Annotated in this window: 24 protein-coding genes and 1 tRNA gene; 13 read left to right on the top strand and 12 right to left on the bottom strand. The window is 70.0% G+C overall.

Going from position 1 to position 25,653, the window contains the following annotated elements; all coding sequences use genetic code 11:
* Positions 1 to 34: 34 nt before the first annotated feature.
* The 5 genes from GEV28_RS13905 to GEV28_RS13925 all read right to left on the bottom strand — a co-directional run bounded on the left by GEV28_RS13905 (position 35) and on the right by GEV28_RS13925 (position 6,418).
* Positions 35 to 2,779: an FAD-binding and (Fe-S)-binding domain-containing protein gene (locus GEV28_RS13905; protein ID WP_291412435.1), complete on the bottom strand. Its 2,745-nt coding sequence runs from the start codon at positions 2,777 to 2,779 to the stop codon at positions 35 to 37.
* Positions 2,780 to 2,879: 100 nt separating this feature from the next.
* Positions 2,880 to 3,851, bottom strand: a complete 972-nt coding sequence (locus tag GEV28_RS13910; protein ID WP_291412392.1) for a glycine betaine ABC transporter substrate-binding protein — start codon at positions 3,849 to 3,851, stop codon at positions 2,880 to 2,882.
* Positions 3,848 to 4,648: an ABC transporter permease gene (locus GEV28_RS13915; protein WP_291412395.1), complete on the bottom strand. Its 801-nt coding sequence runs from the start codon at positions 4,646 to 4,648 to the stop codon at positions 3,848 to 3,850. The genes GEV28_RS13910 and GEV28_RS13915 overlap by 4 nt, the downstream gene beginning before the upstream one ends.
* Complete coding sequence (locus GEV28_RS13920; RefSeq protein WP_291412397.1) at positions 4,648 to 5,778, bottom strand: ABC transporter ATP-binding protein; 1,131 nt, start codon at positions 5,776 to 5,778, stop codon at positions 4,648 to 4,650. The genes GEV28_RS13915 and GEV28_RS13920 overlap by 1 nt, the downstream gene beginning before the upstream one ends.
* Complete coding sequence (locus GEV28_RS13925) at positions 5,771 to 6,418, bottom strand: ABC transporter permease (RefSeq protein ID WP_291412399.1); 648 nt, start codon at positions 6,416 to 6,418, stop codon at positions 5,771 to 5,773. Before GEV28_RS13925 ends, GEV28_RS13920 begins: the two co-directional genes overlap by 8 nt.
* 186 nt (positions 6,419 to 6,604) lie before the next feature.
* On the opposite strand from GEV28_RS13925, the gene GEV28_RS13930 reads away from it, so the two are divergent.
* From GEV28_RS13930 to GEV28_RS13945, 4 genes are all read left to right on the top strand, one after another.
* Positions 6,605 to 7,153 carry a hypothetical protein gene (locus GEV28_RS13930; RefSeq protein ID WP_291412401.1) on the top strand — a complete coding sequence of 183 codons (549 nt, stop codon included), beginning with the start codon at positions 6,605 to 6,607 and terminating at the stop codon, positions 7,151 to 7,153.
* A 72-nt stretch (positions 7,154 to 7,225) separates the two neighbouring features.
* Complete coding sequence (locus GEV28_RS13935) at positions 7,226 to 8,008, top strand: YcnI family protein (RefSeq protein ID WP_291412403.1); 783 nt, start codon at positions 7,226 to 7,228, stop codon at positions 8,006 to 8,008.
* A complete protein-coding gene (locus tag GEV28_RS13940) occupies positions 8,005 to 8,553 on the top strand; it encodes a copper resistance CopC family protein (protein ID WP_291412405.1) in 549 nt (182 codons plus the stop codon). Before GEV28_RS13935 ends, GEV28_RS13940 begins: the two co-directional genes overlap by 4 nt.
* Complete coding sequence (locus GEV28_RS13945) at positions 8,550 to 9,563, top strand: CopD family protein (RefSeq protein WP_291412407.1); 1,014 nt, start codon at positions 8,550 to 8,552, stop codon at positions 9,561 to 9,563. The genes GEV28_RS13940 and GEV28_RS13945 overlap by 4 nt, the downstream gene beginning before the upstream one ends.
* A 333-nt stretch (positions 9,564 to 9,896) precedes the next feature.
* Here GEV28_RS13945 and GEV28_RS13950 read toward each other — a convergent pair whose 3' ends face one another.
* The 3 genes from GEV28_RS13950 to GEV28_RS13960 form a co-directional block, all read right to left on the bottom strand.
* Positions 9,897 to 10,205 (bottom strand): hypothetical protein, encoded by a 309-nt coding sequence (locus tag GEV28_RS13950; protein WP_291412409.1) that lies wholly within the window; start codon positions 10,203 to 10,205, stop codon positions 9,897 to 9,899.
* A 213-nt stretch (positions 10,206 to 10,418) separates the two neighbouring features.
* Entirely contained in the window at positions 10,419 to 11,345 is a 927-nt protein-coding gene (locus tag GEV28_RS13955) for an aminoglycoside phosphotransferase family protein (RefSeq protein ID WP_291412411.1), read from the bottom strand.
* A gap of 17 nt (positions 11,346 to 11,362) precedes the next feature.
* Positions 11,363 to 12,682 carry a helix-turn-helix transcriptional regulator gene (locus GEV28_RS13960; protein WP_291412413.1) on the bottom strand — a complete coding sequence of 440 codons (1,320 nt, stop codon included), beginning with the start codon at positions 12,680 to 12,682 and terminating at the stop codon, positions 11,363 to 11,365.
* Between the two features lie 327 nt (positions 12,683 to 13,009).
* Here GEV28_RS13960 and GEV28_RS13965 point away from each other — a divergent pair, with 327 nt between their 5' ends.
* The 3 genes from GEV28_RS13965 (at position 13,010) to GEV28_RS13975 (ending at position 14,786) form a co-directional block, all read left to right on the top strand.
* Positions 13,010 to 13,255 carry a hypothetical protein gene (locus tag GEV28_RS13965; RefSeq protein ID WP_291412437.1) on the top strand — a complete coding sequence of 82 codons (246 nt, stop codon included), beginning with the start codon at positions 13,010 to 13,012 and terminating at the stop codon, positions 13,253 to 13,255.
* Between the two features lie 13 nt (positions 13,256 to 13,268).
* Positions 13,269 to 13,640, top strand: a complete 372-nt coding sequence (locus tag GEV28_RS13970; protein ID WP_291412415.1) for a hypothetical protein — start codon at positions 13,269 to 13,271, stop codon at positions 13,638 to 13,640.
* Positions 13,641 to 14,147: 507 nt separating this feature from the next.
* On the top strand, positions 14,148 to 14,786 hold the full coding sequence (locus tag GEV28_RS13975) for a TetR/AcrR family transcriptional regulator (RefSeq protein ID WP_291412417.1): 639 nt from the start codon (positions 14,148 to 14,150) through the stop codon (positions 14,784 to 14,786).
* Here GEV28_RS13975 and GEV28_RS13980 read toward each other — a convergent pair.
* Positions 14,783 to 16,012 carry an amino acid deaminase/aldolase gene (locus GEV28_RS13980; RefSeq protein WP_291412439.1) on the bottom strand — a complete coding sequence of 410 codons (1,230 nt, stop codon included), beginning with the start codon at positions 16,010 to 16,012 and terminating at the stop codon, positions 14,783 to 14,785. The genes GEV28_RS13975 and GEV28_RS13980 overlap by 4 nt on opposite strands.
* 49 nt (positions 16,013 to 16,061) lie before the next feature.
* On the opposite strand from GEV28_RS13980, the gene GEV28_RS13985 reads away from it, so the two are divergent.
* Entirely contained in the window at positions 16,062 to 17,381 is a 1,320-nt protein-coding gene (locus tag GEV28_RS13985; protein ID WP_291412418.1) for a D-arabinono-1,4-lactone oxidase, read from the top strand.
* Here GEV28_RS13985 and GEV28_RS13990 read toward each other — a convergent pair.
* From GEV28_RS13990 to GEV28_RS14000, 3 genes are all read right to left on the bottom strand, one after another.
* Positions 17,364 to 18,017: an SDR family oxidoreductase gene (locus GEV28_RS13990; RefSeq protein WP_291412420.1), complete on the bottom strand. Its 654-nt coding sequence runs from the start codon at positions 18,015 to 18,017 to the stop codon at positions 17,364 to 17,366. The two genes, GEV28_RS13985 and GEV28_RS13990, sit on opposite strands and share 18 nt — an antisense overlap.
* 2 nt (positions 18,018 to 18,019) lie before the next feature.
* Entirely contained in the window at positions 18,020 to 18,634 is a 615-nt protein-coding gene (locus GEV28_RS13995; protein WP_291412423.1) for a hypothetical protein, read from the bottom strand.
* 941 nt (positions 18,635 to 19,575) lie between these two features.
* Positions 19,576 to 19,658 (bottom strand) — tRNA-Leu (locus GEV28_RS14000).
* 115 nt (positions 19,659 to 19,773) lie between these two features.
* On the opposite strand from GEV28_RS14000, the gene GEV28_RS14005 reads away from it, so the two are divergent.
* The 5 genes from GEV28_RS14005 to GEV28_RS14025 form a co-directional block, all read left to right on the top strand.
* Positions 19,774 to 20,940 carry a DUF3662 and FHA domain-containing protein gene (locus GEV28_RS14005; RefSeq protein WP_291412425.1) on the top strand — a complete coding sequence of 389 codons (1,167 nt, stop codon included), beginning with the start codon at positions 19,774 to 19,776 and terminating at the stop codon, positions 20,938 to 20,940.
* Positions 20,941 to 21,041: 101 nt separating this feature from the next.
* Positions 21,042 to 21,503, top strand: a complete 462-nt coding sequence (locus GEV28_RS14010) for an FHA domain-containing protein (protein WP_291412427.1) — start codon at positions 21,042 to 21,044, stop codon at positions 21,501 to 21,503.
* Positions 21,500 to 22,921: a protein phosphatase 2C domain-containing protein gene (locus GEV28_RS14015; protein WP_291412429.1), complete on the top strand. Its 1,422-nt coding sequence runs from the start codon at positions 21,500 to 21,502 to the stop codon at positions 22,919 to 22,921. The genes GEV28_RS14010 and GEV28_RS14015 overlap by 4 nt, the downstream gene beginning before the upstream one ends.
* On the top strand, positions 22,921 to 24,378 hold the full coding sequence (locus GEV28_RS14020) for an FtsW/RodA/SpoVE family cell cycle protein (RefSeq protein WP_291412431.1): 1,458 nt from the start codon (positions 22,921 to 22,923) through the stop codon (positions 24,376 to 24,378). The genes GEV28_RS14015 and GEV28_RS14020 overlap by 1 nt, the downstream gene beginning before the upstream one ends.
* The coding region (locus tag GEV28_RS14025; RefSeq protein WP_291412433.1) for a penicillin-binding transpeptidase domain-containing protein at positions 24,375 to 25,653 on the top strand (1,279 nt) is incomplete at its 3' end. The genes GEV28_RS14020 and GEV28_RS14025, both read left to right, overlap by 4 nt.

A 25,653-nucleotide genomic window follows, 5' to 3' on the forward strand; every position in this document is an offset into this window, starting at 1 on the left:
GGGGTCTGCCCGCAGACCGGTCGGTTGACCACGATCAGGTCGGCAGGCCGTCGGCCAGTACCTCGGCCAGATGGACCGCGCGCCGGTCGCTGCCCTGCGCGACCTGGGTTCGACAACTGAAACCGTCCGCCAGCACCAGCGTCTCCGGCGAGGCCTCGCGGACCGCCGGCAGCAGCGTCTGCTCGGCCAGCGCCTGGGACACCTCGTAGTGGTCCCGCTCGAAGCCGAAGGTGCCGGCCAGGCCGCAACAGCCGGACGGCAGACGGTTGGCTTCGACGCCCGCCCTTGCCAGCAGTGCCGCTTCGGCGTCGAAGCCGAGGGTCGCGTGCTGGTGGCAGTGCACCTGGGTGATCGCGGTCCGCGGCACCGACGGCGGGGTCCACTCGGGAGCATGTTCGGCGAGGAAGCCGGCCAGCGTGAAGCTCCGCGCGGCCAAAGAGACCGCGCGGCGGTCGCCGGTGAGCTCCGGGACATCGCCGCGAAGTGCGGACAGGCAGCTCGGCTCGAGACCGACAACCGGCGTCCCGGCCGCGAGCTCCGGCTCCAGCACCCGCAGACTCCGTCGCATCACCTTGCGCGCCTTGGTGAGCTGGCCCGTCGACACCCAGGTCAGCCCGCAGCACACCCGCCCGGCCGGCGGCACCGGGTCGAAGCCCGCCGCACGCAGCACCCGCACCGCCGCGATGCCGATCTCCGGCGCGAAGAAGTTCGTGAACGTGTCCGGCCACAGCACCACCCGCCGGCCACCGAACGCGGGAGACCGGCGCAGCCAGCGGTTGAACGGCTGGCGCGCCACCGCCGGCAGCGACCGTTGCGGCGCGATCCCGCCGAGCCGCTTGAGCAGCGCCGATGACCACCGCGCGGACATCGTCGCGTTGGCCAGCCGCGGCATGCGGGACGCCAGCCGCAACCACACCGGCAGCCACCCCATCGAGTAGTGCGATGCCGGCCGCACCCGACGGGCATAGTGATGGTGCAGGAACTCCGCCTTGTAGGTGGCCATGTCCACATTGACCGGACAGTCGCTCGCGCATCCCTTGCAGGACAGGCACAGGTCGAGCGCGTCGCGCACCTCGGTGGACCGCCAGCCGTCGGTGATCACCTCGCCGGCGAGCATCTCGTACAGCAGCCGCGCGCGCCCGCGGGTCGAGTGCTTCTCCTCGCCGGTGACCCGGAAGCTCGGGCACATCACCGCGCCGTCGCCCGCGTGGTTGCGGCACTTCGCGACGCCGACGCAGCGCCGCATCGCCTGGGCGAAGTCGCCGCCGTCGTGCGGGTACGCGAACTCGGTCACGATCGGCAGCGGCTTGACCGCGGCGAACCGCAGGTTCTCGTCGATCCGGTACGGGTGCACGATCATGCCCGGGTTCATTCGCCCGGCCGGGTCCCAGATCGCCTTGAACCGCTCGAACAGCTCGATCATGGCCGGCGAGTACATACGCGGCAGCAGCTCCGCGCGCACCTGGCCGTCGCCGTGCTCGCCGGACAGCGTGCCGCCGTGCCGGGCGACGAGGTCCGCGCCCTCCTCGACGAACCGGCGGAACGCGGCCACGCCGTCACCGTGCACGAGGTCGAAGTCGATCCGGATATGGATGCAGCCCTCGCCGAAGTGGCCGTAGGTCACGCCGCGCAGACCGTGCCCCTCCAGCAGCGCACGGAACTCCCGCAGGTAGGCGCCCAGCCGCTCGGGCGGCACCGCGGCGTCCTCCCAGCCGGGCCACGCCTCCGAGCCGTCCGCCATCCGGGTCGAGATGCCCGAACCCTCCTCGCGCAGCCGCCACAGCGCCCGCTGCTCGGCCGGTTCGGTGTACACGCTGTGCGGCACCGCGAGCTGGGCCGCGATGGCGGCGGCCGCGCCGGTGGCCGACGGCACGTCGTCGCCGCCGACCTCGACGAACAGCCACCCACCCCCGTCGGGCAGCTCGGGCCGGGTGTCGGCGCTGCGGGCATCCCGCAGCGCGAGGATCCGCTCGTCCATGCTCTCGACGGTCAGCGGACCGTGCGGCAGGATCGCCGGCACCGCGTCGGCCGCGGCGATGTCGTCGGGAAAGCCGAGAACCAGCAGCGCCCGGGTCTTCGGCACCTTGGCGAGCCGGACCGTCGCGCCGAGCACGACCACGCAGGTGCCCTCGGTGCCCACCAGTGCCTTCGCGAGGTTGCGGCCGTGCTCGGGGAGCAGTTGGTGCAGCGGGTAACCGGACACCTGGCGGCCGAGCTTGCCGAGCTCGGTGCGCAGGGCAGCGAGGTTGCCCGCGGCGAGGTCGCGCAGCGCGGTGTGGATCTCGCCCTCGCGGCCGGGCAGTGCCGCGCGCCGGTCGAGCTCCTCGGCGGTGGTCGGGCCGACGGTGAGCCGGGTGCCGTCGTGGAGGAGGACGTCGAGCTCCTCGACGTTCTCCAGCGTCGTGCCCCAGGCGACCGAGTGCGCGCCGCAGGAGTTGTTGCCGATCATGCCGCCGAGCGTGCAGCGGCCGTGGGTCGACGGGTCCGGCCCGAAGGTGAGCCCGTGCTCGGCGGCCGCGGCACGCAGGTCGTCGAGGATCACGCCCGGCTCGACCCGTGCGGTCCTGGCCACCGGGTCGATCGCGTGGATCTTGTTCAGCCCGGACAGGTCCAGCACGAGCCCGCCACCGGTCGAGTTGCCGGCGAGGCTCGTGCCCCCGCCACGCGCGACGAGCGGAACGTCGAACTCACGGGCCGCCGCCACCGCGGCCACGGCGTCGTCGCCGGACTCGGCGACCACGACGGCGACCGGCACCTGCCGGTAGTTCGAGGCGTCCATCGTGTACAGCGCCCGGGTCCCGGCGTCGAAGCCGACCCGCCCGGCAACGGTCTCGGCCAGCCGACGCTCGAGACCTGCGATGTCCACCGCGAACGCCGCCTCAGTCGGACGGGTTCGTCACGAAACCTTCCTTCACCAACCAGTCTCTCGCGACCACGGCCGGGTCCACGCCGTCACCGTCGATCTTGACCGAGAGCTCCAGGATGACCTCGTTGGTCAGCTTCGCCGAGATCGGTTCCAGGATGTCGGCCAGCTGCGGGTAGCGATCCAGGAAGTCGACACGGACCGTCACCGCCGCATTGTACTGGGGGAAGGTCTTCTTGTCGTCCGCCAGCACGGCCAGGTCCAGGGTCAGCAACCGGCCGTCGGTGGTGAAGACCTCACCGAAGTTGCAGGTGTTGCCGCCGGCCAGGGTCGCGTAGATCGTGCCGAGGCCGAACGTCTTGATGTTGTCGTCCGGCACGTCGAACCCGTAGGTCTTCTCGGCACCGGCCAGGCCGTCCTGCCGGCTGATGAACTCCGACTCCAGGCAGAATGTGCCCAGCGACGGGTCCTCCGCCAGCAACGCCACCATGTCGGACAGGGTCTCCAGACCATGCTCGTCGGCGAACTCGCGGGTGGTGGCGAACGCGTACTGGTCGTTCACCGGCGAGTAGTCCAGCCAGGCGATGCCGAACTGCTCCGCGTCGACCTTCTTGACCGCGTCGTACTGGTCCTGCTCGTCCGGGATCGGCTCGGTCTGGCCCTGGTAGTTGATCCAGCTCGTGCCGGTGTACTCCCAGTACAGGTCGATGTCGCCCTTCTCAAGCGCCTGCCGGTTGCTGGGCGAACCCTGGATGTTCGTCAGGTCCTCTACGTCCACGCCGGCCGCGGTCAGGGCCACCTCGGCGATGTAGCCGAGCAGGATGTTCTCGGTGAAGTTCTTCGAGCCGACGGTGATCGACACGCCCTCGAGCTCCGGCACCGGCTCGATCGACCCTGGGCCGACGTCGAACGGCAGCTTGTAGCCGGCGTCCAGCCCGCAGCCGGCCACCAGGGCACACACCGCGAGCAGACCAGCAAGGCGCCTCATCGCAGCCCCTTCGGTCCCAGGTAGCGCTCGGCCAGCGCGCCGAGCCAGTCGACCATCAGCGCGAGCCCGACCGCCAGCGTGGCGCCTACCAGCAGCACGCTGGTCCTGGCCACCTTGTAGCCGGAGTCGATCACGAAGCCGAGCCCGCCGCCGTTGACGAACAGCGCAAGCGTCGCGGTGCCCACGGCCAGCACGAGCGAGGTGCGCAGGCCGGCCAGCATCAGCGGCACGGCGAGCGGCAGCTCCACCCGGCGCAGCACGGTGAACGACGACATGCCGATCCCCCTGCCGGCGTCCACAAGGGCCGGATCGACCTGCTGGATGCCGACGATCGTGTTGCGCAACACCGGAAGCAGCGACACGAACGCCAGCGGGACCGCCGCCGCCCACAGCCCCTCCTGAGAGGTCCACAGGAAGTACAGCACCACCACGCCGATCGCCGGTGCGGCCTGCCCGATCGTCGCGATGCCGAGGAAGATCGGCGCGATCGGCCGGGCCCATCGCCTGGTGAGGATGATGCCGAGCGGGATGGCCACCACCACGACGAGGACGGTCACCACGAACGTGATCACCAGGTGCTCCCAGGTCGCCTTGGTCAGCGTCTCCGAGTTGAGCGTGGCCGTCTCGTTCGCGTCGAGGTCGGAGCTGAACGCCCAGATCAGCACGGCACCGACCAGCGCGATCGCGGCGATCGGCTGCAGGAACAGCCGGACCACCTCGGCCCGCCGCGAGCCGGAGTCGACGGACAGGACCGAGCCCGTGGTCACCTCGCGGTCGAGGTCCGCCGTGGTGCTCATCAGTTGTGCTCCTCGCGCAGCTCGCGAATCTTGCCGACCACCGCGTCCAGCTCGACCGCGCCGACGTACTCGCCGCGGCCGCCGGTGACCACCGCCGCGCCGCCCTCGGTGAGGATCGCCTCGAGTGCGTCCTGCAGCGTGGACTGGGTGCTCACCTGGTCGCCGACCGGGTTGCCGACACCTGCCAGCGAGCTGCCGCCGAGCTGGCGGGTGTGCACCCAGCGCAGCGGCCGCCGCTGCCCGTCCACGATCAGCACGAACTGCCGGCCCCCGGCCGCGATCCGCTCCCGCACCGCGGCCGGCGACTCGTCCTCGGTCGCGGTGACCACCTGGGTCAGCTCGATGTCGCGCACCCGCAGCAGGGTGAGCTGCTTGAGCGAGGCGCCCGCGCCGACGAAGCCCGCGACCGTGTCGTCGGCCGGGTTCGCCAGGATCGCCTCCGGGGTGTCGTACTGCAGGATCCGGGACCGGTCACCCAGCACCGCGATGTGGTCGCCGAGCTTCACCGCCTCGCCGAAGTCGTGGGTGACGAACACGATCGTCTTGCGCAGCTCTGTCTGCAGCCGCATCAGCTCGTCCTGCAGGTTTCCCCTGGTGATCGGGTCGACCGCGCCGAACGGCTCGTCCATCAGCAGCACCGGCGGGTCCGCGGCGAGTGCCCTGGCGACGCCGACGCGCTGCTGCTGGCCGCCGGAAAGCTGGCGCGGGAAGCGGTGCAGGAACTGGCCGGGGTCCAGGCCGACCAGCTCCAGCATCTCCGCGACTCGCGCGGTGATCTTCTGCTTGTTCCAGCCGAGCAGGCGCGGCACGACGCCGACGTTCTGCGCGACGGTCAGGTGCGGGAAGAGCCCCGCCTGCTGGATCGCGTAGCCGATCCGCCGGCGCAGGTCGTCCGGGTTGAGCGACAGCGCGTCCTCGCCGCCGACCGTGATCCGGCCGGCGGTCGGCTCGATCAGCCGGTTGATCATGCGCATCGTGGTCGTCTTGCCGCAGCCGGACGGTCCCACGAAGATCGTGATCTCCCCGGGGTTGATCGTCATGGTGAAACCGTCTACCGCCGGCTCGCGTTGGCCGGGGTAGCGCTTGGTCACCTCGTCGAGCTGGATCTCCACACCACTGGTCTCAGCCACGGATCCCCCTCGAGGTAGTAAGTCGCGCGATGACGAGGTACAAGCCGTCGATGACCAACGCCATGACCACGATGCCGAGCGTGCCGGCGAGCGCCTGGTTGGTCGCGTTCGCGCTGCCCGCCCGGTTGAGCCCGGAGAAGATCTCGGTGCCCAGCCCCGGGCCCTTGGCGTACGCGGCGATCGCGGCGATGCCCATCAGCATCTGGGTACTGACCCGCATGCCGGCGAGGACCGCGGGCCAGGCCAGCCGCAGCTCCACCCGGGTGAGCACGGCGATCCGGTTCATCCCGATGCCTCTGGCCGCGTCGGTCACCGCCGCGTCGACCCCGCCGAGCCCGACGATCGTGTTGCGGACGATCGGCAGCAGCGCGTAGAGCACGAGCGCGGTGACCGTGGGCGCGACGCCGAGGCCGAGCACCGGGATCAGCAGGCCGAGCAACGCGAACGACGGGATCGTGAGGATCGTGCTGGCGAGCGCGGTCGCGATCGTGGAGCCGAGCGGGCTGCGGTAGACACCGACGCCGACAAGTACCCCGACGACCGCCGCGATGATCGTGCACTGGATGACGACGCTCGCATGCTGGTAGGCCTCGACCGCCAGCCGGGACCAGCGCTCGCCGATGAACTCCCAGAGGTTCACCTCTGGTCACCTCCGCCCCGCTGGGTGCTTGTTGGCCGACACGGTGGCCTATGTTGACCTTGCTGGCAAGCTCTGCGTCACGATTGTTGCGCTGAGCGCAATAATTGGGTCCGATACGACCGTTCGGGACGACCGTTCGCCGAGACGCGGTCCCCGGTCCGGAACAGCCGCCTAGGGTAGGCAGACATGGGCAGACGGACGACCGACGGTGCGCCGGGCGCACGTGGTTGGTTGCTCGGGTCCTGCTCCGCCGCGCTGGCCGTCGCCGCGCACGGAACCGCGGGCGGCACGCTCTCCGACGCGGCCCTCACCGCCCTGCTCACGACCGTTCTCGCCTGGGGCGGCGCGACAATCGTCCGGCGTGGTGGGCTGGTCGCGCTCGTCGGCGTGCTCGGGACCACCCAGGCCGCCCAGCACGTGCTGCTCACCGAGATCGCCGGCAGCATGCACACCCACATGTTGGCGCCGCCGCCGGTCAACGGCTGGCTCATGTTCGCCACGCACGCGGTCGCCACGCTGCTGTCCGCGGTGCTGCTGCTCCGCGCGGACGAGGCCCTGGCCGCCGTCGGCGCGGCATTCACCTGGTTGGTCGGCAGGCTGCAGGCCCTGTGCCCCGCCCCGCCGCGAGCCGCGCTCCAGAACGTCCGCGGCGGCGCCCCGGCCCGGCCGGACCACCTGCTCGAAGTGCTGTTGCGCCGGGTCAGCCCCCGGCGCGGACCACCCGTTCGCTCCTGAAACCGAGCACCCCACCGACGCAGCCGGCCAAGGATGCGTCGTCACCCACCTATCTTCAGGAGCACGTCACACATGTCCACCAACGGATACAAGCGCGCCGGAGCGGCGATCGGTGTCGCCGTCGCCACCGGCGCGGCCCTGCTGCTCGGCACCGGCGTCGCCTCGGCACACGTCACCGCGAAGATCATCGGTGAGTCGGCCGCGCAGGGCGGCTACACCAAGATCACCTTCCGGGTGCCGAACGAGGAGCCGACCGCCGGCACCGTCAAGCTCGAGGTCCGGCTGCCTGCCGACGCACCGATGAGCTCTGTGCGCCCCAAGGCGGTGACCGGCTGGAAGGCCGCGGTCACCAAGTCGAAGCTGGCCGAGCCGATCGAGTCGCACGGCGCCGAGATCACCGAGGCGGCGAGCAAGGTCACCTGGACGGCAAGCCCCGGCGTGCGGATCAACCCCGGCGAGTTCGCCGAGTTCGAGCTTTCCGTGGGTCCGCTGCCCGAGACCGACGAGCTCGTCATGCCCGCGATCCAGACCTACGAGGGCAACAAGGTCGTGAAGTGGGACGCGCCGCCGCCGGCCGAGGGCGCGGAGGAGCCGGAGCACCCGGCGCCGGTCATCACGCTGTCGCCGGCCGAGGAGGACGAGCACGGCCACGACGCGGCCACGCCGGCACCCGCCGCCGCCGACGCGGACGACATCGAGAACACCGCCTCCGCGGCGTCCACCAGCGACGACACCGCGCGCTGGCTCGGCGGTGCCGGCCTCGTGGTCGGCGCACTCGGCCTCGGCGTCGGGGTGGGTGCCACGATGCGAGCCCGCTGGGTGGTGGCCGCGAACAAGACCGGCGACGCGCAATGAGGAAGCTCGCCGTCGTCATCGGGGTGGCCTTCCTGGCGCTGCTGGGCCTGGCCACCCCGGCGTTCGCACACAACTCGCTGGTCAGCAGCAACCCGGCCGACCAGGCCACCGTGCAGGAGAGCCCGTCGACGGTCGAGCTGACGTTCGACCAGCCGGTGCAGAACGGTGACGGGCTCAACACGATCACCGTCAGCGGTCCGGAGCAGACGAGCTGGACGACCGGTGCGGTCGACGTCGAGAGCAACGTCATCAGCGCGTCGCTCGACGAGCTCGGCCCGGCCGGCGCCTACCGGATCGCCTACCGGATCGTCTCGGCCGACGGGCACCCGGTGACCGGCGAGGTGACGTTCACGCTGGCCGCGGCCGGCAACGGCACCCCGGTCACCGGCGTGCCGAACGCCGGCGGCACCGGTGGCGGCGGTACCGCGGGCGGCTCGTCCGACGGTGACGGGCTGCCGATCTGGGTGTGGATCGTCGGTGCGGTCGTCGTGCTCGGCGCCGGGCTGACCGTTGCCCTGCGCATCGGGGGCAAGCAGCCGCAATGACCCAGGCCCGGGCCACCGCGTCCGCCCGGTTCCACCTGGTCGTCGCGCTGGTCGCGGCGGCGTTGGCCGGCATGGCCGTCGGCCTCGCGCTGACCGCGGCCCAGCCGGTGCCGGGGGTGACCGAGCCGGACGCGGTGGTCCGGTACGGGCTGCCGGTCGTGCGGGTGGTGCTCGACCTGGCCGCGGTGGTGACGGTCGGGCTGAACCTGCTGCCGATCCTCATCGGCTACGACCGGCCCAAGCACGCCGAGCAGGTGCTGGGCGGCGCCCGGCGGGTGGCCGCGGTGGCGGCGCTCGGGTGGGCGCTCGCCGCGCTGGTCGCGCTCGTCATGCAGACCGCCGAGGTCAAGCCGGGTACCGGTGTCTCGCCGGGCGCGGTCGCGGACTACGTGGCCGAGGTCGGCGCGGGCAAGGCGCTGGTTTTCGTCGCCGCGGTGGCGTTCGTGTCGTTCGGCCTGGGCATCGGATCGGTGCGGGTCGGCGAGTCCGTACCGGCCGAGCTGCGCACCGCCGTCGCGCTGTTCGGGCTGCTGCCGCTGCCGGTCACCGGGCACGCGACGAACTTCGCGTGGCGCGACTTCACGATGATCTCACTGGAGCTGCACGTGCTCGGCGCCGTGGCGTGGACCGGCGGGCTGGGCGCGGTGGTCGTGCTGCTCGCGACCAACCGGACGCTGCTGGCCACCGCGCTGCCCCGGTTCTCCCGGCTCGCCACCGTCTGCCTCGGGGTGGTGGCGGCGACCGGCCTGTTCAACGCGGTCGTCGAGCTGACCGGGGACCACAACCTCTTCGGCGCGCTCTTCGGCACCGGCTACGGCGTTCTCGTGCTGCTGAAGCTGACCTGCCTGACGCTGCTCGGCGCGCTGGGCGCCAACATCCGCTGGCGACTGATGCCGGGGATCGTGCGCCACCAGCGGACCGCGCTGGTCGGCTGGGCGGCGTTGGAGCTGTCGGTGATGGGGCTCGCGTTCGGTTTCGCGGTGGTGCTCAGCCGCGCCCCGGTCGCCTAGTGTCCCCCGCCGGGAGTCTGTTGCGTGAGTCGGCGAGTCCAGGTTTCTGCTGGCAAGGCGCCGGTTCGTCCTCGTACCGGGTTGTACTCGGGCGGACCGGCGACGCCGCCAGCAGGAAGCTGGGCCGGCGAATCATGTGACGAACTTCCGGCGGGGGACACCAGCCTGTTTTTTCGCCCCAGTTCGGTCATACGCGGTGCACGCCGGATTGGTTGCACGAACAGCCGCTCCGATACGGCGAACGGTGGCAACGACCGTTCATCGTGGGAACGGCCGGTGTGTGCTGGGCCACAGGGCGTCGCCGAGCCCCCGGATCGGCCCAACGGCGAATGGTCAGTCCTGCTCGGTGAACTGCGCCGAGGACAGGCTCGACCGGCGGCGGATGACAGCGATCCGGGAGACCGTGCCGGTGCCCCTGCGCTCGAGCTCGCGACGGGTGATCCAACCGGCGGCGTGGTGGCGGTAGGCCTGCGACAGCAGGACGAGCTCGGCCAAGAAGTCGGCGGCTCTGTGCCGGCTCGCCTCGGGGAGCCTGGCGACGAGGGGCAGCTGGTCGGCCACCACCTGGTCCAACACACGCGCGGACGCCAGCGCACGTCGCACGCGCCTGCTCGGTCTGGTCACCTGCCTGCGCTTAGCCACCGGGACGAACCACCTCGTTCGGGGAACGGGAGAGGCTACCTTAACAGAGCGTAGCGCGCTCATCCGCAACGTCCACTCCGGCCTGTCACTCGATCGGGTGATTTTCGATCTGACCTGCGAGGACGCCCTGGTGAGCACGGCATACCCATCGAGGACGTCGTATTTTGGCGACGCAGCGTTACGACCCAGTGGACTGGCGTTAGACCGAACGGGTCAGGTGTAGCGCGCCCATCTGGCCGACCTGTCGCCCCGCCGAACGTCGGACAGCCTCCGGAACAGCTCCGGCCGCACCTCGGGCCGGCTGGACAGGATCGGAAGCACGCTGGTGATGAGCTTGAGCTCACGCACCTCGCGGAGCACCGGAAACCCCTCCCACCCGGTGACGTCGAACCCGTAGGAGCGAACCAGCTCGCGGTAGCTCCCCACCGGCTCGCCGAACCGGACGATGCCGACGGCGAGTGGGGTCAGGTCCCACTCCGGCGGACCCAGGCTCGCCGAGTCGAAGTCGCAGAGCACCGGACCGGCCGGACTCGGGATGAGGTTGCCCAGGTGCGCGTCGCCGTGCAGGAGCGAGGTGGGCAGCGCGAACTCGACACCGGCCAGCCGCGCGCTCACCTCGTCGCACCGATCCTGGAGAAACGCCAGGTCAGCGCCATCCAGCCCATCCGCCTCGCCGATCCGCCGCCGAACGTCGTCCAGTGGTTCCCATGCGGGCAGCGGAAACGCGGGCTCGGGCAGCTCGTGCAGCCTGTGGAGGAGTTTCGCCAGGTCCCGGCCGCGGACCCGACGGCCACCGTGCGGGACCGTCTCCCACACGGTGGCCAGGTACTCCCCGGCGGCCACCGGCTGCTCGACGCCGGGCACGAGCCGTACCGCCGGCAGGTCGTGCTCGGCGAGCCAGGTGGCCACCCGGACCACCTTGTCGACCCGGTGGCGCAGCGCGTTGGACGCGACTATCCGCACCACCACCGGCGCGCCGGCCAGCTCGAACACGGCGTTGTTGGTGCACCGCAGCAGCCGCGCGCCGGCCGGGTCGAGCCCGGCGGCGGCGCACACCGCGGTGAGGGCCTCGGCGAGGTTGTCGGGTGAGAACTGACCGCCGCGGCCCGGGGCCATGTCCGACGTGGACGTCGCGGTCATTGGGCTGCCTTGTCGAGTCAGGACACGTCTGCGTCGTAGAACCTGCTGATGGTGTCGGACAGCTCCCGCGCGTCGGTGTAGTTGCGCCGCTTGTCCGCCTCGGCCTTGAGTGGCATGAGGCGGTCCTTGACACGCCGGGACTTGAGATGTTGGGCGAGGTCAACGGCCTGGTGGCCGATCTTGGCACCGTGGTCGATGTCGCCGTCGAGCAAGTGGTTGGTGGCCAGGAAGCTCAGGTTGAACGCCTTGCTCCTGGCCATGTCGTCGCCGTACGAGCCGATGGCCCGGTGCAGCGCGGGAATGGCGTACTTCGTGTGCTTGGGATCCACTTCCTGGGCCAGCACGGTGTGCACCGTGCCGATCATGGCGTAGACGTCGTCCTCGTTGAAGAACTTCACCCAGTCCTCGGCCTCGCCCGAGTTCGACCTGGCGAACTCGTCGCGGGTACGGCCGATGAGCTTCATGGTCTGGTCCTCGTGGCCCATCATCGCGTAGGCCCAGGCCTGGTTGGCGCAGATGACCGCCACGGCCAGCTCGGAGCCCGACTCCTGGGCGGCGATCTGGCCGAGCTGGAACATCTTGAGCGCGTCGTCGGGGGCTTCCTTGTGCAGGTAGACCCGGCCCATCCGGTAGAGGATGTTGGCGACCAGCTGGTTGGAGTCCCCTGCCTTGGCGAGCTCGAGAGCCCGCCCGAAGTGGTTGCGCGCCGAGTCGATCAGTCCGATGTCGAACGAGGTCCAACCGGCCAGGTTGTGCAGGTCCGCGAGCGCCACGTGGAGGCGTTGCTTGACCACTTCCGAGCCGGACGCGGACAGCATCTGCTGCCCCCACGACAGTTGGGCGACGACGGCGTCCCGGCAGAACCCCCCGCCGTACTGGTAGTCCAGCGAGCGGAGTGCCCTGGTGGCCGCCTCTACCTGGCGGACATCGGTCATTCCGATCCGACCAGGAGCGGGGGTCAACACGGGGTTGGACACCCACGATCCTGAGTCCGCGCCGAGTACATGCGCACCGACCGCCACGGCGGCGGCATGCGCAAGGAACTTGCGACGCTTCACGTTCTCCGGCTCCTCAGCCTCCGGGGCTTCGCGCGTCTCGGCTACTCGTGTGGCCGTGACTTCGTCGTACGCGAGGCCCATGTATCCCCTGGGGACACCCAGGCCGTCGGCGATCCGCAACAGGACGTCGTAGGCCATGACCTGACGACCCTTGAGGATCTCCGACACCTCGGACTGTGACTGACCGGTCATCGCCGCGATCTGGCGTTGTGACACGCCTTTTCGTCGCAGCAGCTTGTAGATGGTGCTGACCTCCCGCGCCGCGAGCGCGTTTCGCATCTCCTGGGCTTCCCACACATCCGATGTAACGGAAGAGCTCTGAGATCCGATGGAGTTCATTCCGCCCCCTCACAGTCCGCTGGGCGTCAGCAGCAATGTATGCGTACTTCACAAGCAGCGAGAAGTCCGAATCGGTGAACCTGATCGGTCCGACCGAAGTTCAACGACCGTTCACCGTGGAACGACCGCCGATCGGCGCTGTGACGCACCAATCTGTGTTCTCAGGCACCAATGTAGTTGGTTGTAAGCGTACGAGCACGGAGGGAAGCAGCGACTGTGGAACTGGTCAAGACCGCCGTGACCGCAGCGCCGGCGCCAACCCGACGCCTGGCCGGCGAGGACCGGAGCCCCGCGGATCTCCGCGGCGACCTCCATGGCTCCGCCCTCGGCCGCCAGGTGTGGCGCATCAACTGCGGTGACGTGGTCAACCGGGAACGCTGCCTCACCGTGCTCGTCGAACGCAATCGGGTGGTCCTCGTAGGGCCGCCGGGCGAAACCGCGGTCCTCACCACTGGCCAGCTCGGCCAGCTGCGGACCGCGCTTCGTGAGGCCGCCGAACAGGCGGAAAGGTGACGGTGAGGTTTCGGTGGACGAGATACTCGGGCAGGTGCTGCGCAACGCGGTGTGGGAGCGGCTCGACATGCTCTCCGAGCTGGCCAACCGCGCAGACGCGCCGTCCCTGCTGTCCGTGGCCCGTTCCGAACTCCCGAGGCTGACCGAGGGTTGGCGAGCCATGCTCGCCGCGCACGAGCCGGACGACCGGGGCAACTGCCCGGCGTGCTCGTCCCGGTGGCGCCAGCAGAAGGCGCCGTGCTCGGTGTGGCAGGCGGCCTACGAACACCTGGTGGCGGGTGGCCTCGCTCCGAACCCGAACAACGCAAGGCACGCGATCGCCGAGCCCGCCCCCAAGGCGACGACCCGGACCGCGTCGCCCGGCAGGTTGGCGAGCGCCAGGTAGGACCGGCGACCACGGCCTCCCGTGACCCCGCACGACGTGTGGCTACGGTCGCCTGATGGACCGGCGGTTCGATTCGTCAGCACCCCCGAGCTCGACGAACACCGGGCCGCCGGTTCTCAACAGAGGAACCGGCAATCACCCGCCGATGACAACTCCACAAGCTCCACGGACCGGTGCTGTTGTATTCCCCTCCCCCGACCAGCATCGGTCCGTGGCTCCACTCCGGACGACCCTGCTCGCGCCTTGCGCTCGCCGGGTCGTTTCGCGTGACTCTGGGGGCCGAGCCCCCAGACCCCCACGGTGCGAGCTCCCCCCGACCCAGCGTGGTCCCGGTTCCAAGGTGACCAGCTTTCGCTCTCGCTTCGCTCGCTCGCCTTTCGCTCGCTCGCCCTTTTTTGGCGTATGCGCTTCCATTCCTGGGGCTCCTTTTGGTTTGGATACAAGACTTTTCAGATTGGGGGTTTCGTATACAAAGTTTTGTGGAGGTCTAGGCCACCTGCGGGCAGGATGGAGGTAGGCCCCCGGCTAGGAGTACATGTGGTGACCTCCGTTCCGTTGCGAAAGCAACCAGTGCAGCGGCGCAGCGCGAAACGCGTCGAGCAGATGCTCAAGGCCTGTGCCGCGCTCATCGACGAGCTCGGCTACGACGGTGTCACCACCACGCTCATCGCCGAGCGCGCCGGGGTTGCGGTGGGGTCGCTCTACCAGTTCTTTCCCGACAAGCGCGCGGTCGTGCAGGCACTCACCAAGCGCAACCTCGACTACTTCACCGCCGAGATCGACCGGCGGCTCGACTGGGACCACCTCGAGCACTGGTGGCACGGCGTCGACACGATCATCGACATCTACGTCGAGATGTACCGGGAGATCCCCGGGTTCGCCCGGGTGCGCTTCGGCGATGTCATCGACCTGCGGTTCATCGACGACGAGCGGGACAACAACACAGTCATCGCCGACCAGATCGCGGGGCTCGTCGCGCAGAAGGTCAACGTGCCGGTCGAAAGCCTCTACCGGACCATCACCATCGCCAGCGACATCGGCGACACCATCCTCGCGCTCGCGTTCCGGCGCAAGCTCTTCGGCGAGCAGGACATGATCGACGAGGCCAAGCGAGTCGTCCGCGCGTACCTGGCCCGCGAGTTCTAACCGAAGCTCCGCCCTTCGCCGCGGTAGGTCGGCACCGCGTGGGTGACCCGGTCGCCCTCGATCACCTGGTACTCGGTGAACCGCTCGGCCAGCTCGCCGGCCTTCGTGTGCCGCAGCCACACCCGGTCGCCGATGCGCAGGTCGCGGGCCGCCCGCCCGGTCACCGGCGTCTGCACCTCGCCCGCGCCCTCCACGCCCAGCAGCTTCAGGCCCGCCGGCAGGTACGGGCTCGGCAGCCGATCCTTGCCGACCGGGCCCGAGGCGATGAAGCCACCGCTGAACAGGGTCGCGATCGCGGGCCGCGGCTTGCGCGCCACCGGCAGCGCGAACAGCACGGCCGGAGCCGGCGCGAACCGCCGGTAGTTGTCGAACAGCGTGGGCCCGATCAGCCCCGAACCGGCCGCGACCTCGGTGACCGACTCGTCGAGCCCGGTCGTCTCGATGCTCCCGGTGCCGCCGCCGTTGACGAACTCCAGGTCGGCGACCGCTCGCACCCCGGCCACCGCCGCGGTCCGCCGAGCGGCCAGCTCGTGCGCCGAACGGTCCTGCATCCAGCGCAACACCGCGCCGGTGATCGGCTTGCCGGCCGGATGGTCACCGAGACCCGCGATCTGCCCCTCGTAGCCCATCAGCCCGACCAGCCGGAACCCCGGACGGTCGGCCACCGCGGCGGCCAGCGCGCCGGCCTGCGCAGCGGTGAACACCGGCGAGCGGCGGGTGCCGACGTGGGCGAGATCGCGCCCCAGCAGCGGTCGCCAGGACACGTCCAGCTCCAGGCACACCCGGATGTCCGGGTGCCCGACACCGAGCGCGGCGTCGACAAGGTCCAGATGTGCCACCGAGTCGACCATGATCGACACATGCGAACGAGCGTGGTCGTCCTCGGCCATCGCGCGCAGCGCGGCGTGGTCGGTGGTCGGGTAGGCCACCAGCAGATCCGTATCGGCGAGGTCGGTGCCCGCCCACTCGCCGGTGAGCCACAGCGCCTCGGGCAGCGCGTAGGACATGACCCCGGTGAAGCCGTCCCGGCGCAGCACCCGCTCCAGCAGGAACCGGCAGCGGATCGACTTGCTGGCCACCCGGATCGGCCGACCGGCGGCACGCCGCACCAGGTCCGAGGCGTTGTGGTCGAATGCGTCGAGGTCGACGACGGCGAGCGGCGCGTCAAGGTGCTTCGTCGCAGCGTTCAAGGTCGCAGCGTTCAAGGTCGCAGCGTTGAACCTCATGAGGTGCGTTTCGTCGGGCACGCACCCACCGTAGGACCTGGGAGGATCCGTGGCAGCTCCATCCACCGCCTGGCGTAACTGGGCCGGCACCGAGTCGGCCGTGGCGACCGGCGTGACCCGGCCGCGCGACCTCGAGGGCATCGCGGACACGGTCACGCGTGCCGCGCGGGCCGGCAAGTCCGTGCGGGCCAGGGGCAGCGGCCATTCCTTCACCGCGGTGGCCGCGGCGCACGACATCGCGCTGGACCTGCGGGACTGGACGGGCGTCACGTCGGCCGACATCGACACCGGGCTCGTCACCGTGCGGGCCGGCACCACGCTGCGAGCGCTCAACGCCGAGCTGGATCGGCTGGGCCTCGCGATGACGAACCTCGGCGACATCGACGCGCAGACCATCTCCGGCGCGATCTCCACCGGCACGCACGGCACTGGCGCGCGGTTCGGCGGCATCGCCACCCAGGTCGCCGGGCTGGAGCTGGTGCTGGCCGACGGCTCGGTCGTCACCTGCTCGGCCGACGAGCGGCCGGAGCTGTTCGCCGCGGCCCGGGTGAGCCTCGGCGCGTTCGGGGTGATCTCGACGGTGACGCTGCGGACCGAGCCGTCGTTCGTGCTCGCCGCGCAGGAGCGGCCGGAGCCCCTGGAGGAGGTGCTGGCGGCGCTGGACGAGAACTGCGCGACCCACGACCATTTCGAGTTCTACTGGTTCCCCTACGGCCCGCAGGTGCTCACGAAGCGCAACAACCGGCTGCCGGCCGGGACTCCGGCCCAGCCGCTGTCCAGGACGCGGCAGTTCGTCGAGTACGAGCTGATGGAGAACAAGCTGTTCGGCACGATGTGCCGGTTGGGCCGACGGGTGCCGGCGTTGGTGCGGCCGCTGAACAAACTGGCGTCGGCGGTGCTGTCCGAACGGTCCTATCGGGACGTTTCGCACCGGGTTTTCGTGACCAACCGGAGTGTTCGGTTCGTCGAGTCGGAGTACGCGGTGCCACGCGAGGCTCTCGGCGAGGTGCTGGCGGAGCTGCGCAGGCGGGTGCCGCGGCTGGCCGATCCGGTGATCTTCCCGGTGGAGGTCCGCGTGGCGGCGGCCGACGACATCTGGCTTTCGACGGCGTACCAACGGGATTCGGCGTACATCGCGATCCACCAGTTCGTCGGCATGCCGTACCGGGAGTACTTCGACCTGTTCGAGTCGATCGTCGACGCGGTCGGCGGGCGGCCGCACTGGGGAAAGATGCACACGCTGGATGCGACCGAGCTGCGCGGCCGGTACCCCCGGTTCGACGATTTCGTTGAAATGCGAACGAAAATGGACCCGACGGGCGTGTTCGGCAACCCGTACCTGAGTCGCGTCCTAGGCGAGCTCGGCTAGCGCGCGCTCGATCGGCACGTCTCCGCCGATGAGCTCCAGCACGCGACCGGCGGTCGACGGCGTGTCCAGGAGGCCGACGCATGTGGCGGCGACGTCGTCGCGGGTGACCGCGCCGGGCGGCACCCGGTCGGCGAGCGTGACGCGTCCGGTGCCCGGGTCGTCGGTGAGCCTGCCCGGGCGCAGCACCGTCCACTCGAGACCGCGGGCCATCAGATCCCGCTCCGCGGCGGCCTTCGCGCGAAGGTAGCCGGCGAAGGCCTGGTCCATGTTCGGGTCGTCGGCACGGTCCAGGCCCATTGCGCTGATCTGTAGGTAACGCCGCACGCCCACGGACTCGGCGGCGTCGGCGAGCAACACGGACGCGGCCCGGTCGACGGTGTCCTTGCGGGCCGAGCCACTCCCCGGCCCCGCACCCGCGGCGAACACCACGGCGTCCGCGCCGGCGACCACTTCGCCGACCGCGCCGGCGTCGGCACTCTCGAGGTCGAGCACCCGGGCGTCACCGCCGGCCGCGCGCACGTCGTCGACATGGTCGGGGTTGCGCACCAGCCCGACGACGGTGTCTCCGCGGCCGGCGAGGAGCTTCGTCATGCGCAGCGCGATCTTGCCGTGCCCGCCGGCGATGACTACGCGCATGGTCAGGCGGTGGCGAGGATCTGCTCGTAGGCCAGCTCGGTGATCCACCGTTGGGTGCCGTCGACCCCGGCCGGCGCCCGGTCACCGCGACCCGGCAGGTCGAGGTCCACCTCGGGCCCGGGCTCAGCGCTGATCACGCCGACACCGTAGGCGCGGGCCCGCGGCAGGCAGTTGATCAGGTAGTCGTTGGTGAGCACCACGGACATCGGCAGCACCATGGCGGCGTCGCAGTACCGAAGGAACGGCACGGCGTTGACGAGGCCGGTGCGCCAGTGGCGGGTGACCGCGAGCGCTCCCACGATGCGCACGGCGGGCTCGGGGACCCGACCGGAGAACTCCGGCCAGACCCAGGTGGAAACCGTGGCCCGGTCGACCTCGGGGGCCTGACCGAGGCAGATGCGCTCGGCGTGTGCGTCCGGCATGAGCTGCGCCACCAGGTTGACCCGGCGGCCGAGCAGCTTCATCTCCGGCAGTACGACCCCCTGCCAACCGAGCTCCCGCGCTGCCGCGGCGGCCAGCTCGTCGACCTCTGCCGGCAGCTCGACGGGAGGAACAAGTGGAGACGGCACCGCCGTCAGGTTGTCCACTGCCGCCGTGCGCCCTGGAATGCCCGTCACGAACTCAGCCCTCTCGATTACCGTCGCGCCGATCGGCTTCGCCATCCCCTGCCAAGCGCGGCGTTTTTTGGTACATGTCCGGAGTACCAGGTGGCGGGGCCCCAACCGCAGACGAGAACGGGGCTCCTGCGACCGACGGCGCTGAGCGGTCGGTGACCGGTCGACGACCGACATTGGGACTTCTGCCCGGCAGTGCCGCCGTCTGGGTGAGTCGTGGGCTGGATGGTTGAACGCAGGGTCGCACCACGAGTTGCACACAGGATTCGGCCGCACCACCGCGAAAGATCCACTTGAGGAGTTCGGACAGCCTGACCAGAAGATCCACAAGTGCGACCACTTTGGCGAAAGTCGTTGCGCCCCAACCCTTTCCTACCCGGCTGGACGGTCGGAAAAACTCCGACTCGTGGTGCGGCCCGCACCGATCCGGAAGAGAACCTTCCGCCCCAACCCACAGGAACGACGACAACCCCAGCCCGCCCGACGGCTCGGACAACTCACCCACCTGGCCCACGACGAACGGCACCACAAGGGGAAGGCCTCGGAGAAATGCCCGGAGGAACGCGGAAGAAACGGCTACCCGCCGAACAAAACCCGCAAGACCCCCGAGATAAACCCGACCCACCAACCAAAACCGCAGCGACTGAGCGGAAGCGCCCGCCGAGGCGAGCCCGCGAGCGAATGCCGAGAGCAACCCACGAATCCGCCCATGCCCGACGCCGAACGCGAGACCCAGCTGCTACCGATGCCGAAGGCGAGACCCCACCCGGATGCCGAGCCCCTGATGTCGATGCCGAAGGCGAGCCCAGCTGGTGAACACGGAAGGTGACCACGCTGGGTCGGACGGAACTCGCACCGTGGGGGTTTGGGGGGCTCGGCCCCCCAACATGATGACGACCGACCCGGCCCGCGCTCTCCGCGGGCACAGATATCCGGAGGTCGAGTGGGCGAGGGGGGAGTTGAACCCCCACGTCCTTACGGACACACGGACCTGAACCGTGCGCGTCTGCCATTCCGCCACTCGCCCGAGTGGAACGCCGAGAAGAGTACACGGTCCTCAACTGGGTTTGTACATCGCACTGTCCTCCAGGCCGTACCCGGATACGATCGACCTAGGAGCACACGTGTGGAAGGAGGCACCCATGGGCATCGGACAGCGGCTGAACCGCAAGTTGGAGAACCTCGTGGGCAACTCTTTCGCTCGTGTGTTCGGTGGCAACGTCGTGCCCCAGGAAGTGGCACAGGCGCTGCTGCGTGAAGGTGAGGTCAACGTTCGCGAGCTGGCCGGTGGTCGGCAGCTGGCACCCAACCACTACATGGTGCAGTTGGGCGCCGCCGACTACGACAACTTCGCTGGCGACGAGGACCGCACCACAGCGCTGCTCGCGGACTGTGTGGCGGAGTATCTCTCCGAGCACCAATGGGACACCTATGGTGACGTCGTAGTCTCCCTTGAGCGCTCCGACGCGCTGCACACCGGACAGTTTCGAATACGCTCGGCCGTCGACCCGGACGTCAAGGCTTCCGCCAGGGCTCCCGGGGAGAAGCGGTCAGCACCACCCCGCAACGCAGGAGACCGATCCATGAGCCAGCCTCCCGGCCACGGCCAGCCGCCCGAGGGCGATCCTTACGGACAGCAGTACGGCTACGGCCAGCAGCAAGGTTACGAGCAGGGCTACGGCCAGCAGCAGGGCTATGACCAGGGTTACGGCCAGCAGCAGCAGGGCTACGGCCAGCAGCAGGGCTACGACCAGGGTTACGGCCAGCAGCAAGGCGGTGGCTACGACCAGGGCTACGGCCAGCAGCAGCAGGGCTACGGCCAGCAGCAAGGTTACGAGCAGGGCTACGGCCAGCAGCAGGGCTACGACCAGGGTTACGGCCAGCAGCAGCAGGGCTACGGCCAGCAGCAGGGCTACGACCAGGGTTACGGCCAGCAGCAAGGCGGTGGCTACCAGCAGGGCGGCGACCCGTACGCCCAGCAGGGGTATGCCCCGCCGGCCGTGCAGACCGGCCCGCGGCAGCTGAACGCCAGCCTGCAGCTGGACGACGGCTCGAACCGGACGTACTCGCTCAAGCAGGGCGGCAACGTCGTCGGCCGTGGCCAGGACGCCGACTTCCGGCTTCCGGACACGGGCGTCTCGCGTCGCCACCTGGAGATCACTTGGGACGGTCAGAGCGCCACCCTCGCGGACCTCGGCTCGACCAACGGCACCACGGTCAACGGCACTCCGGTGCAGACCTGGCAGCTGGCCGACGGCGACGTCATCCGCATCGGGCACTCGTCCCTCGTGTTCCGTACCCAGGGCTGACCGACACCGGGGCTGACCGACCCTCAATACTGAGCACAGGCACCGCGCGGGTGCCGGTGCCCCATACCATCGACCCCTACCGGCGGGAGCGTTCACAGCAGGTGCCAGAGCTTGTTGTGCAGCTGACCAGAGCAGGGTTTCTCGCCCTGCTCTGGTTGTTCGTGCTGGCCGCGTTGCGGATCGTTCGGTCCGACCTGTACGCCGCCGCCGGACTGAAGGTTTCGGTCCCGGGCTTCCGCCGCAGCACCGCGAAGAAGTCCCGGGGCGGCAAGGCGCCCCGGCAGATGGTCGTCACGCATGGCGCACTGGCCGGGACCAGGATCTCCCTGGACGGCCGGCCGATCATGATCGGCCGCGCGGACGACTCCACGTTGGTCCTCGACGACGACTATGCGTCCACCCGGCACGCGAGGATCTCGCTGCGCGGAACGGACTGGTACGTGGAAGATCTGGGCTCGACGAATGGGACGTACCTCGACCGGGCTAAGGTCACCGCACCCCTCCGGGTGCCTCTTGGTGTCCCGATCCGAATCGGCAAGACGGTGATCGAGCTACGGTCATGACCCTCGTCCTTCGCTATGCGGCCCGCAGCGACCGGGGCCTGGTCCGTTCCAACAACCAGGACTCCGTGTACGCAGGCCCGCGCCTGCTCTCCCTCGCCGACGGCATGGGCGGTCACGCCGCCGGTGAGGTCGCCAGCAAGGTCGTCATCGCGGCACTGGCGCCGCTCGACGACGACGAGCCTGGTGAGGATCTGCTCGCGCAGCTCCGGGAGGCCACCAACGCCGGCAACGGCGCCATCGCCGAGCTCGTCGCGGGCGACCCCGAGCTGGACGGCATGGGCACCACGCTCACCGCGATCCTGTTCGCGGGCAGTCGCATCGGGCTCGTCCACATCGGCGACTCGCGGGCCTATCTGCAGCGCAACGGGCAGTTCGCGCAGATCACCCACGACGACACGTTCGTCCAGTCGCTCATCGACGAGGGCCGGATCACCGAGGACGAGGCGGCCACCCACCCGCAACGCTCGCTTTTGCTCAAGGCGCTGACCGGGCACGAGGTGGAGCCGAACCTCACCATCCGCGAGGCCCGGTCGGGCGACCGCTACCTGCTGTGCTCCGACGGCCTGTCCGGCGTGGTCACGCACGAGACGCTGGCCGACACGATCAAGATCCCCGACGCGCAGGCGTGCGCCGACCGGATGATCGAGCTCGCGCTCAAGGGCGGCGGGCCGGACAACGTCACGGTCATCGTGGCCGACGTGGTGGACATCGACTTCGGCGAGGACGCCCCGATCGTGGGCGGCGCCGCCGGCAACGGGCAGGACGACCAGCCGCCGCCGGACTCGCCGGCGTCGCGTGCGGGCGCCATCACCTCGCCGCGCATCGAGCCGGTCCGGGTCGAGCCCACCGAGCCGCCGGACCCGAAGGCCAAGCGCCGCAAGCGGATCCGGCTGTTCGTGCTGCTGTTCGTCGTGCTGCTGATCCTCGCCGGCGGTGGCATCGCGACATGGGTCGTGGTGAACAACCAGTACTTCGTCGGCGAGGCCGACGACGGCGAGATCGCCATCTTCCAGGGCGTGCGCGGCAGCATCTTCGGCATCACGCTGAACAACCAGGTGCAGGGCTCGTGCGACCCGGACGTGCGGACCTGCGACAAGTTCTACGTCGACGACCTGCGCCAGCTCGGCCGGGACGCGGTGCGGTCGGGCACCGAGAGCTTCGACAGCGTCCCGGACGCCCGCCAGTTCATCCAGGGCCTGCGTACGAACTACCCGCTGCCGACCTGTGAGTCGCTGATCAAGCAGCAGGAGCGGCAGGCGGGCGATGCCGCGCCACCGCCGTCGAGCAGCCGGCCGCCGGCCAAGCCGACCACGAGCGGCTCCGTCTCGCCGAACCCGACAGAGACCGCCGAGAAACCGGCCGAGCCGGAGCCCGGGGTCAACTGCCGCCAGCCGCGCGGGGACGAGGGCGGCGGCTGATGGCGCAGCCGGGGCCAGCGCCGTTGTTGGCAGCACAAGGCAGCGACACGCCAGGCAGATCGGCTCCGACCCGGCGCGGTACCGAACTGGCGATGCTGGCGTTCGCGGCCGGCCTGGTCACCGGTGCGTTGATGCTCGTCGAGGCCAACCAGGAGCAGACGCTCACCATCCGGCTGGTCTGGTACGGCCTCGCCTACCTGGCCCTGTTCGGCATCGCGCATGCGGCCGTCCGCAAGTGGGCGCCCTACGCCGACCCGCTGATCCTGCCGTGCGTTGCTTTGTTGAACGGTATCGGCCTGGTGATGATCTACCGGATCGACCTCGCCACGGCCGAGCGGGCGCTGCGCACGAACACCGAGTTCGAGAACACCGTGCCCAAGCAGATCCTGTGGACCACGATCGCGCTGGTGCTGTTCCTCGCCGTGCTCCACGTGATCAAGGACCACCGCACGCTCACCCGCTACGGCTACACGTTCGGCCTGGTGGGCCTGTTCCTGCTCGCGCTGCCGGCGGTGCTCCCCGGGGTCATCGCGCCCACGATCAACGGCGCCAAGATCTGGCTGCGCCTGGGACCCGTGTCGATCCAGCCCGGCGAGTTCGCCAAGATCCTGCTGCTGATCTTCTTCGCGGCGTTCCTGGTGTCCAAACGCGACCTCTTCATGGCCGCGGGACGCCGGGTGCTCGGCATCGACCTGCCGCGGGCTCGTGACCTCGGACCGATCCTGTTCTGCTGGGCGGTCTCGGTGATGGTCCTGGTGGCCGAGAAGGACCTGGGCACCTCGCTGCTGTTCTTCGGCACCGTGCTGGTGATGCTCTACGTCGCCACCGAGCGGGCCATCTGGGTCGGCGTCGGGCTGGCCCTGTTCATCGGCGGCTGCATGCTCGCCTACCAGCTGTTCGGCCACGTGCAGGTCCGGGTCGCGAACTGGCTGGACCCGTTCGCCGACTACGACGCCGGCGGCTACCAGATCGCGCAGTCGCTGTTCGGCCTCGGCACCGGCGGGATCGGCGGCACGGGCCTCGGCGCGGGCCGGCCGGACATGGTGCCCCTCGCCAACAGCGACTTCATCACCGCGGCGATCGGCGAGGAGCTCGGGTTCATCGGCCTGGCGGCGCTGCTGCTGATCTACATGATGCTGGCGATGCGCGGCATGCGCAGTGCGGTCGCGGTGCGCGACACGTTCGGCAAGCTCCTCGGCGGCGGCCTCTCGTTCGCGCTGATCATGCAGGTGTTCGTGGTCGTCGGCGGAGTCACCAAGCTCATCCCGATGACCGGCATCACCGCGCCGTTCCTGTCCGCGGGTGGCTCGTCGCTGCTCGCCAACTACATCCTCGTGGCGCTGCTGCTGCGAATCTCCGACGCGGCCCGCCGCCCGCAGACCGGGGCCAAGCCCAAGCCCGTGCAGCAGGCGCCGATCGCCGAGGCCCATACCGTGATGGTGGAGCGTCCCTCATGAACACTCCCCTGCGCCGGGTGGGTCTCGCCATGCTGGCCATGATCGCCCTGTTGCTCGCCAACGCGACCTACATCCAGGTCGTGAAGGCCGACGACTACCGCAACGACCCGCGCAACCAGCGGGTGCTGCTCGAGGAGTACGCCCGCCAGCGCGGCCGGATCATCACCTCCGACGAGGTGATCATCGCCAACGTCAAGGCGACGAACGACCGGCTGCGCTACCAGCGGGTGTACGAGAACGGCCCGATGTACGCGCCGGTCACCGGGTTCTACTCGGTCCGCTACGGCGCGACCGGGCTCGAGCGGGCGGAGGACGAGATCCTCAACGGCTCCGACGACCGGTTGTTCGTCCGCAGGCTGTCCGACCTGATCACCGGCCGGGACCCGCGCGGCGGCAACATCGTCACCACCATCAACTCGAAGGTGCAGAAGACCGCCTACGACGCGATGACCGGCAACGACTTCACCGGTGCGGTGGTGGCGCTGGAGCCGGACACCGGCAAGATCCTCGCGATGGTGTCCACGCCGTCGTTCGACCCGAACGGCCTGGCCGTCCACGACGGCACCGCCCAGGAGAAGGCGTACGACTCCTACAGCGACGCCAACAACCCGGCCAAGCCGATGCTCAACCGGGCCATCTCGGAGAACTACACCCCGGGCTCCACGTTCAAGCTGGTCACCGCGTCGGCCGCGCTCGAGGACGGCAAGGACAAGAACACCCAGTTGACCGCGGCGCCGGGCATCGACGTGCTCAACGGCGACCCGTGCGACCCGGACGACGGCAGCACCCGCTGCATGAGCAACTACAACGGCAACTCCTGCGGCTCCGGGCAGACCGCGTCGATGGAGACCGCGCTGCAGCTGTCCTGCAACACCGCGTTCGCGCAGCTGGCGGTCGAGGTCGGCGAGCAGAAGCTGGCGGAGCAAGCGGCCAACTACGGCATCGGCCAGACCGACCTCACGATCCCGATGTCGGTGGTGCCCTCCTGCATCGGCTCGCTCGCCGACGGCAACTGCCTCAACATCGCCGACCGCCCGGCGCTGTACCAGAGCGGCATCGGCCAGAAGGACGTCCGGCTCACGGCGCTCGAGAACGCGGTCATCGCCGGCACCGTCGCCAACGACGGCGTCCGGATGCGCCCGCAGCTGGTCCAGCAGGTCCTCGCGCCGGACCTCGCGATCATCTCCGACTACGAGGAGGAGGACGAGGGCAGTGCGATCTCGTCGGGCAACGCCGAGTCGCTGCGCGACATGATGATCCTGTCCGAGGAGCACA

The sequence above is a fragment of the Actinophytocola sp. genome, assembly GCF_009379765.1.
In the GTDB taxonomy this organism is placed as follows: domain Bacteria; phylum Actinomycetota; class Actinomycetes; order Mycobacteriales; family Pseudonocardiaceae; genus Actinophytocola.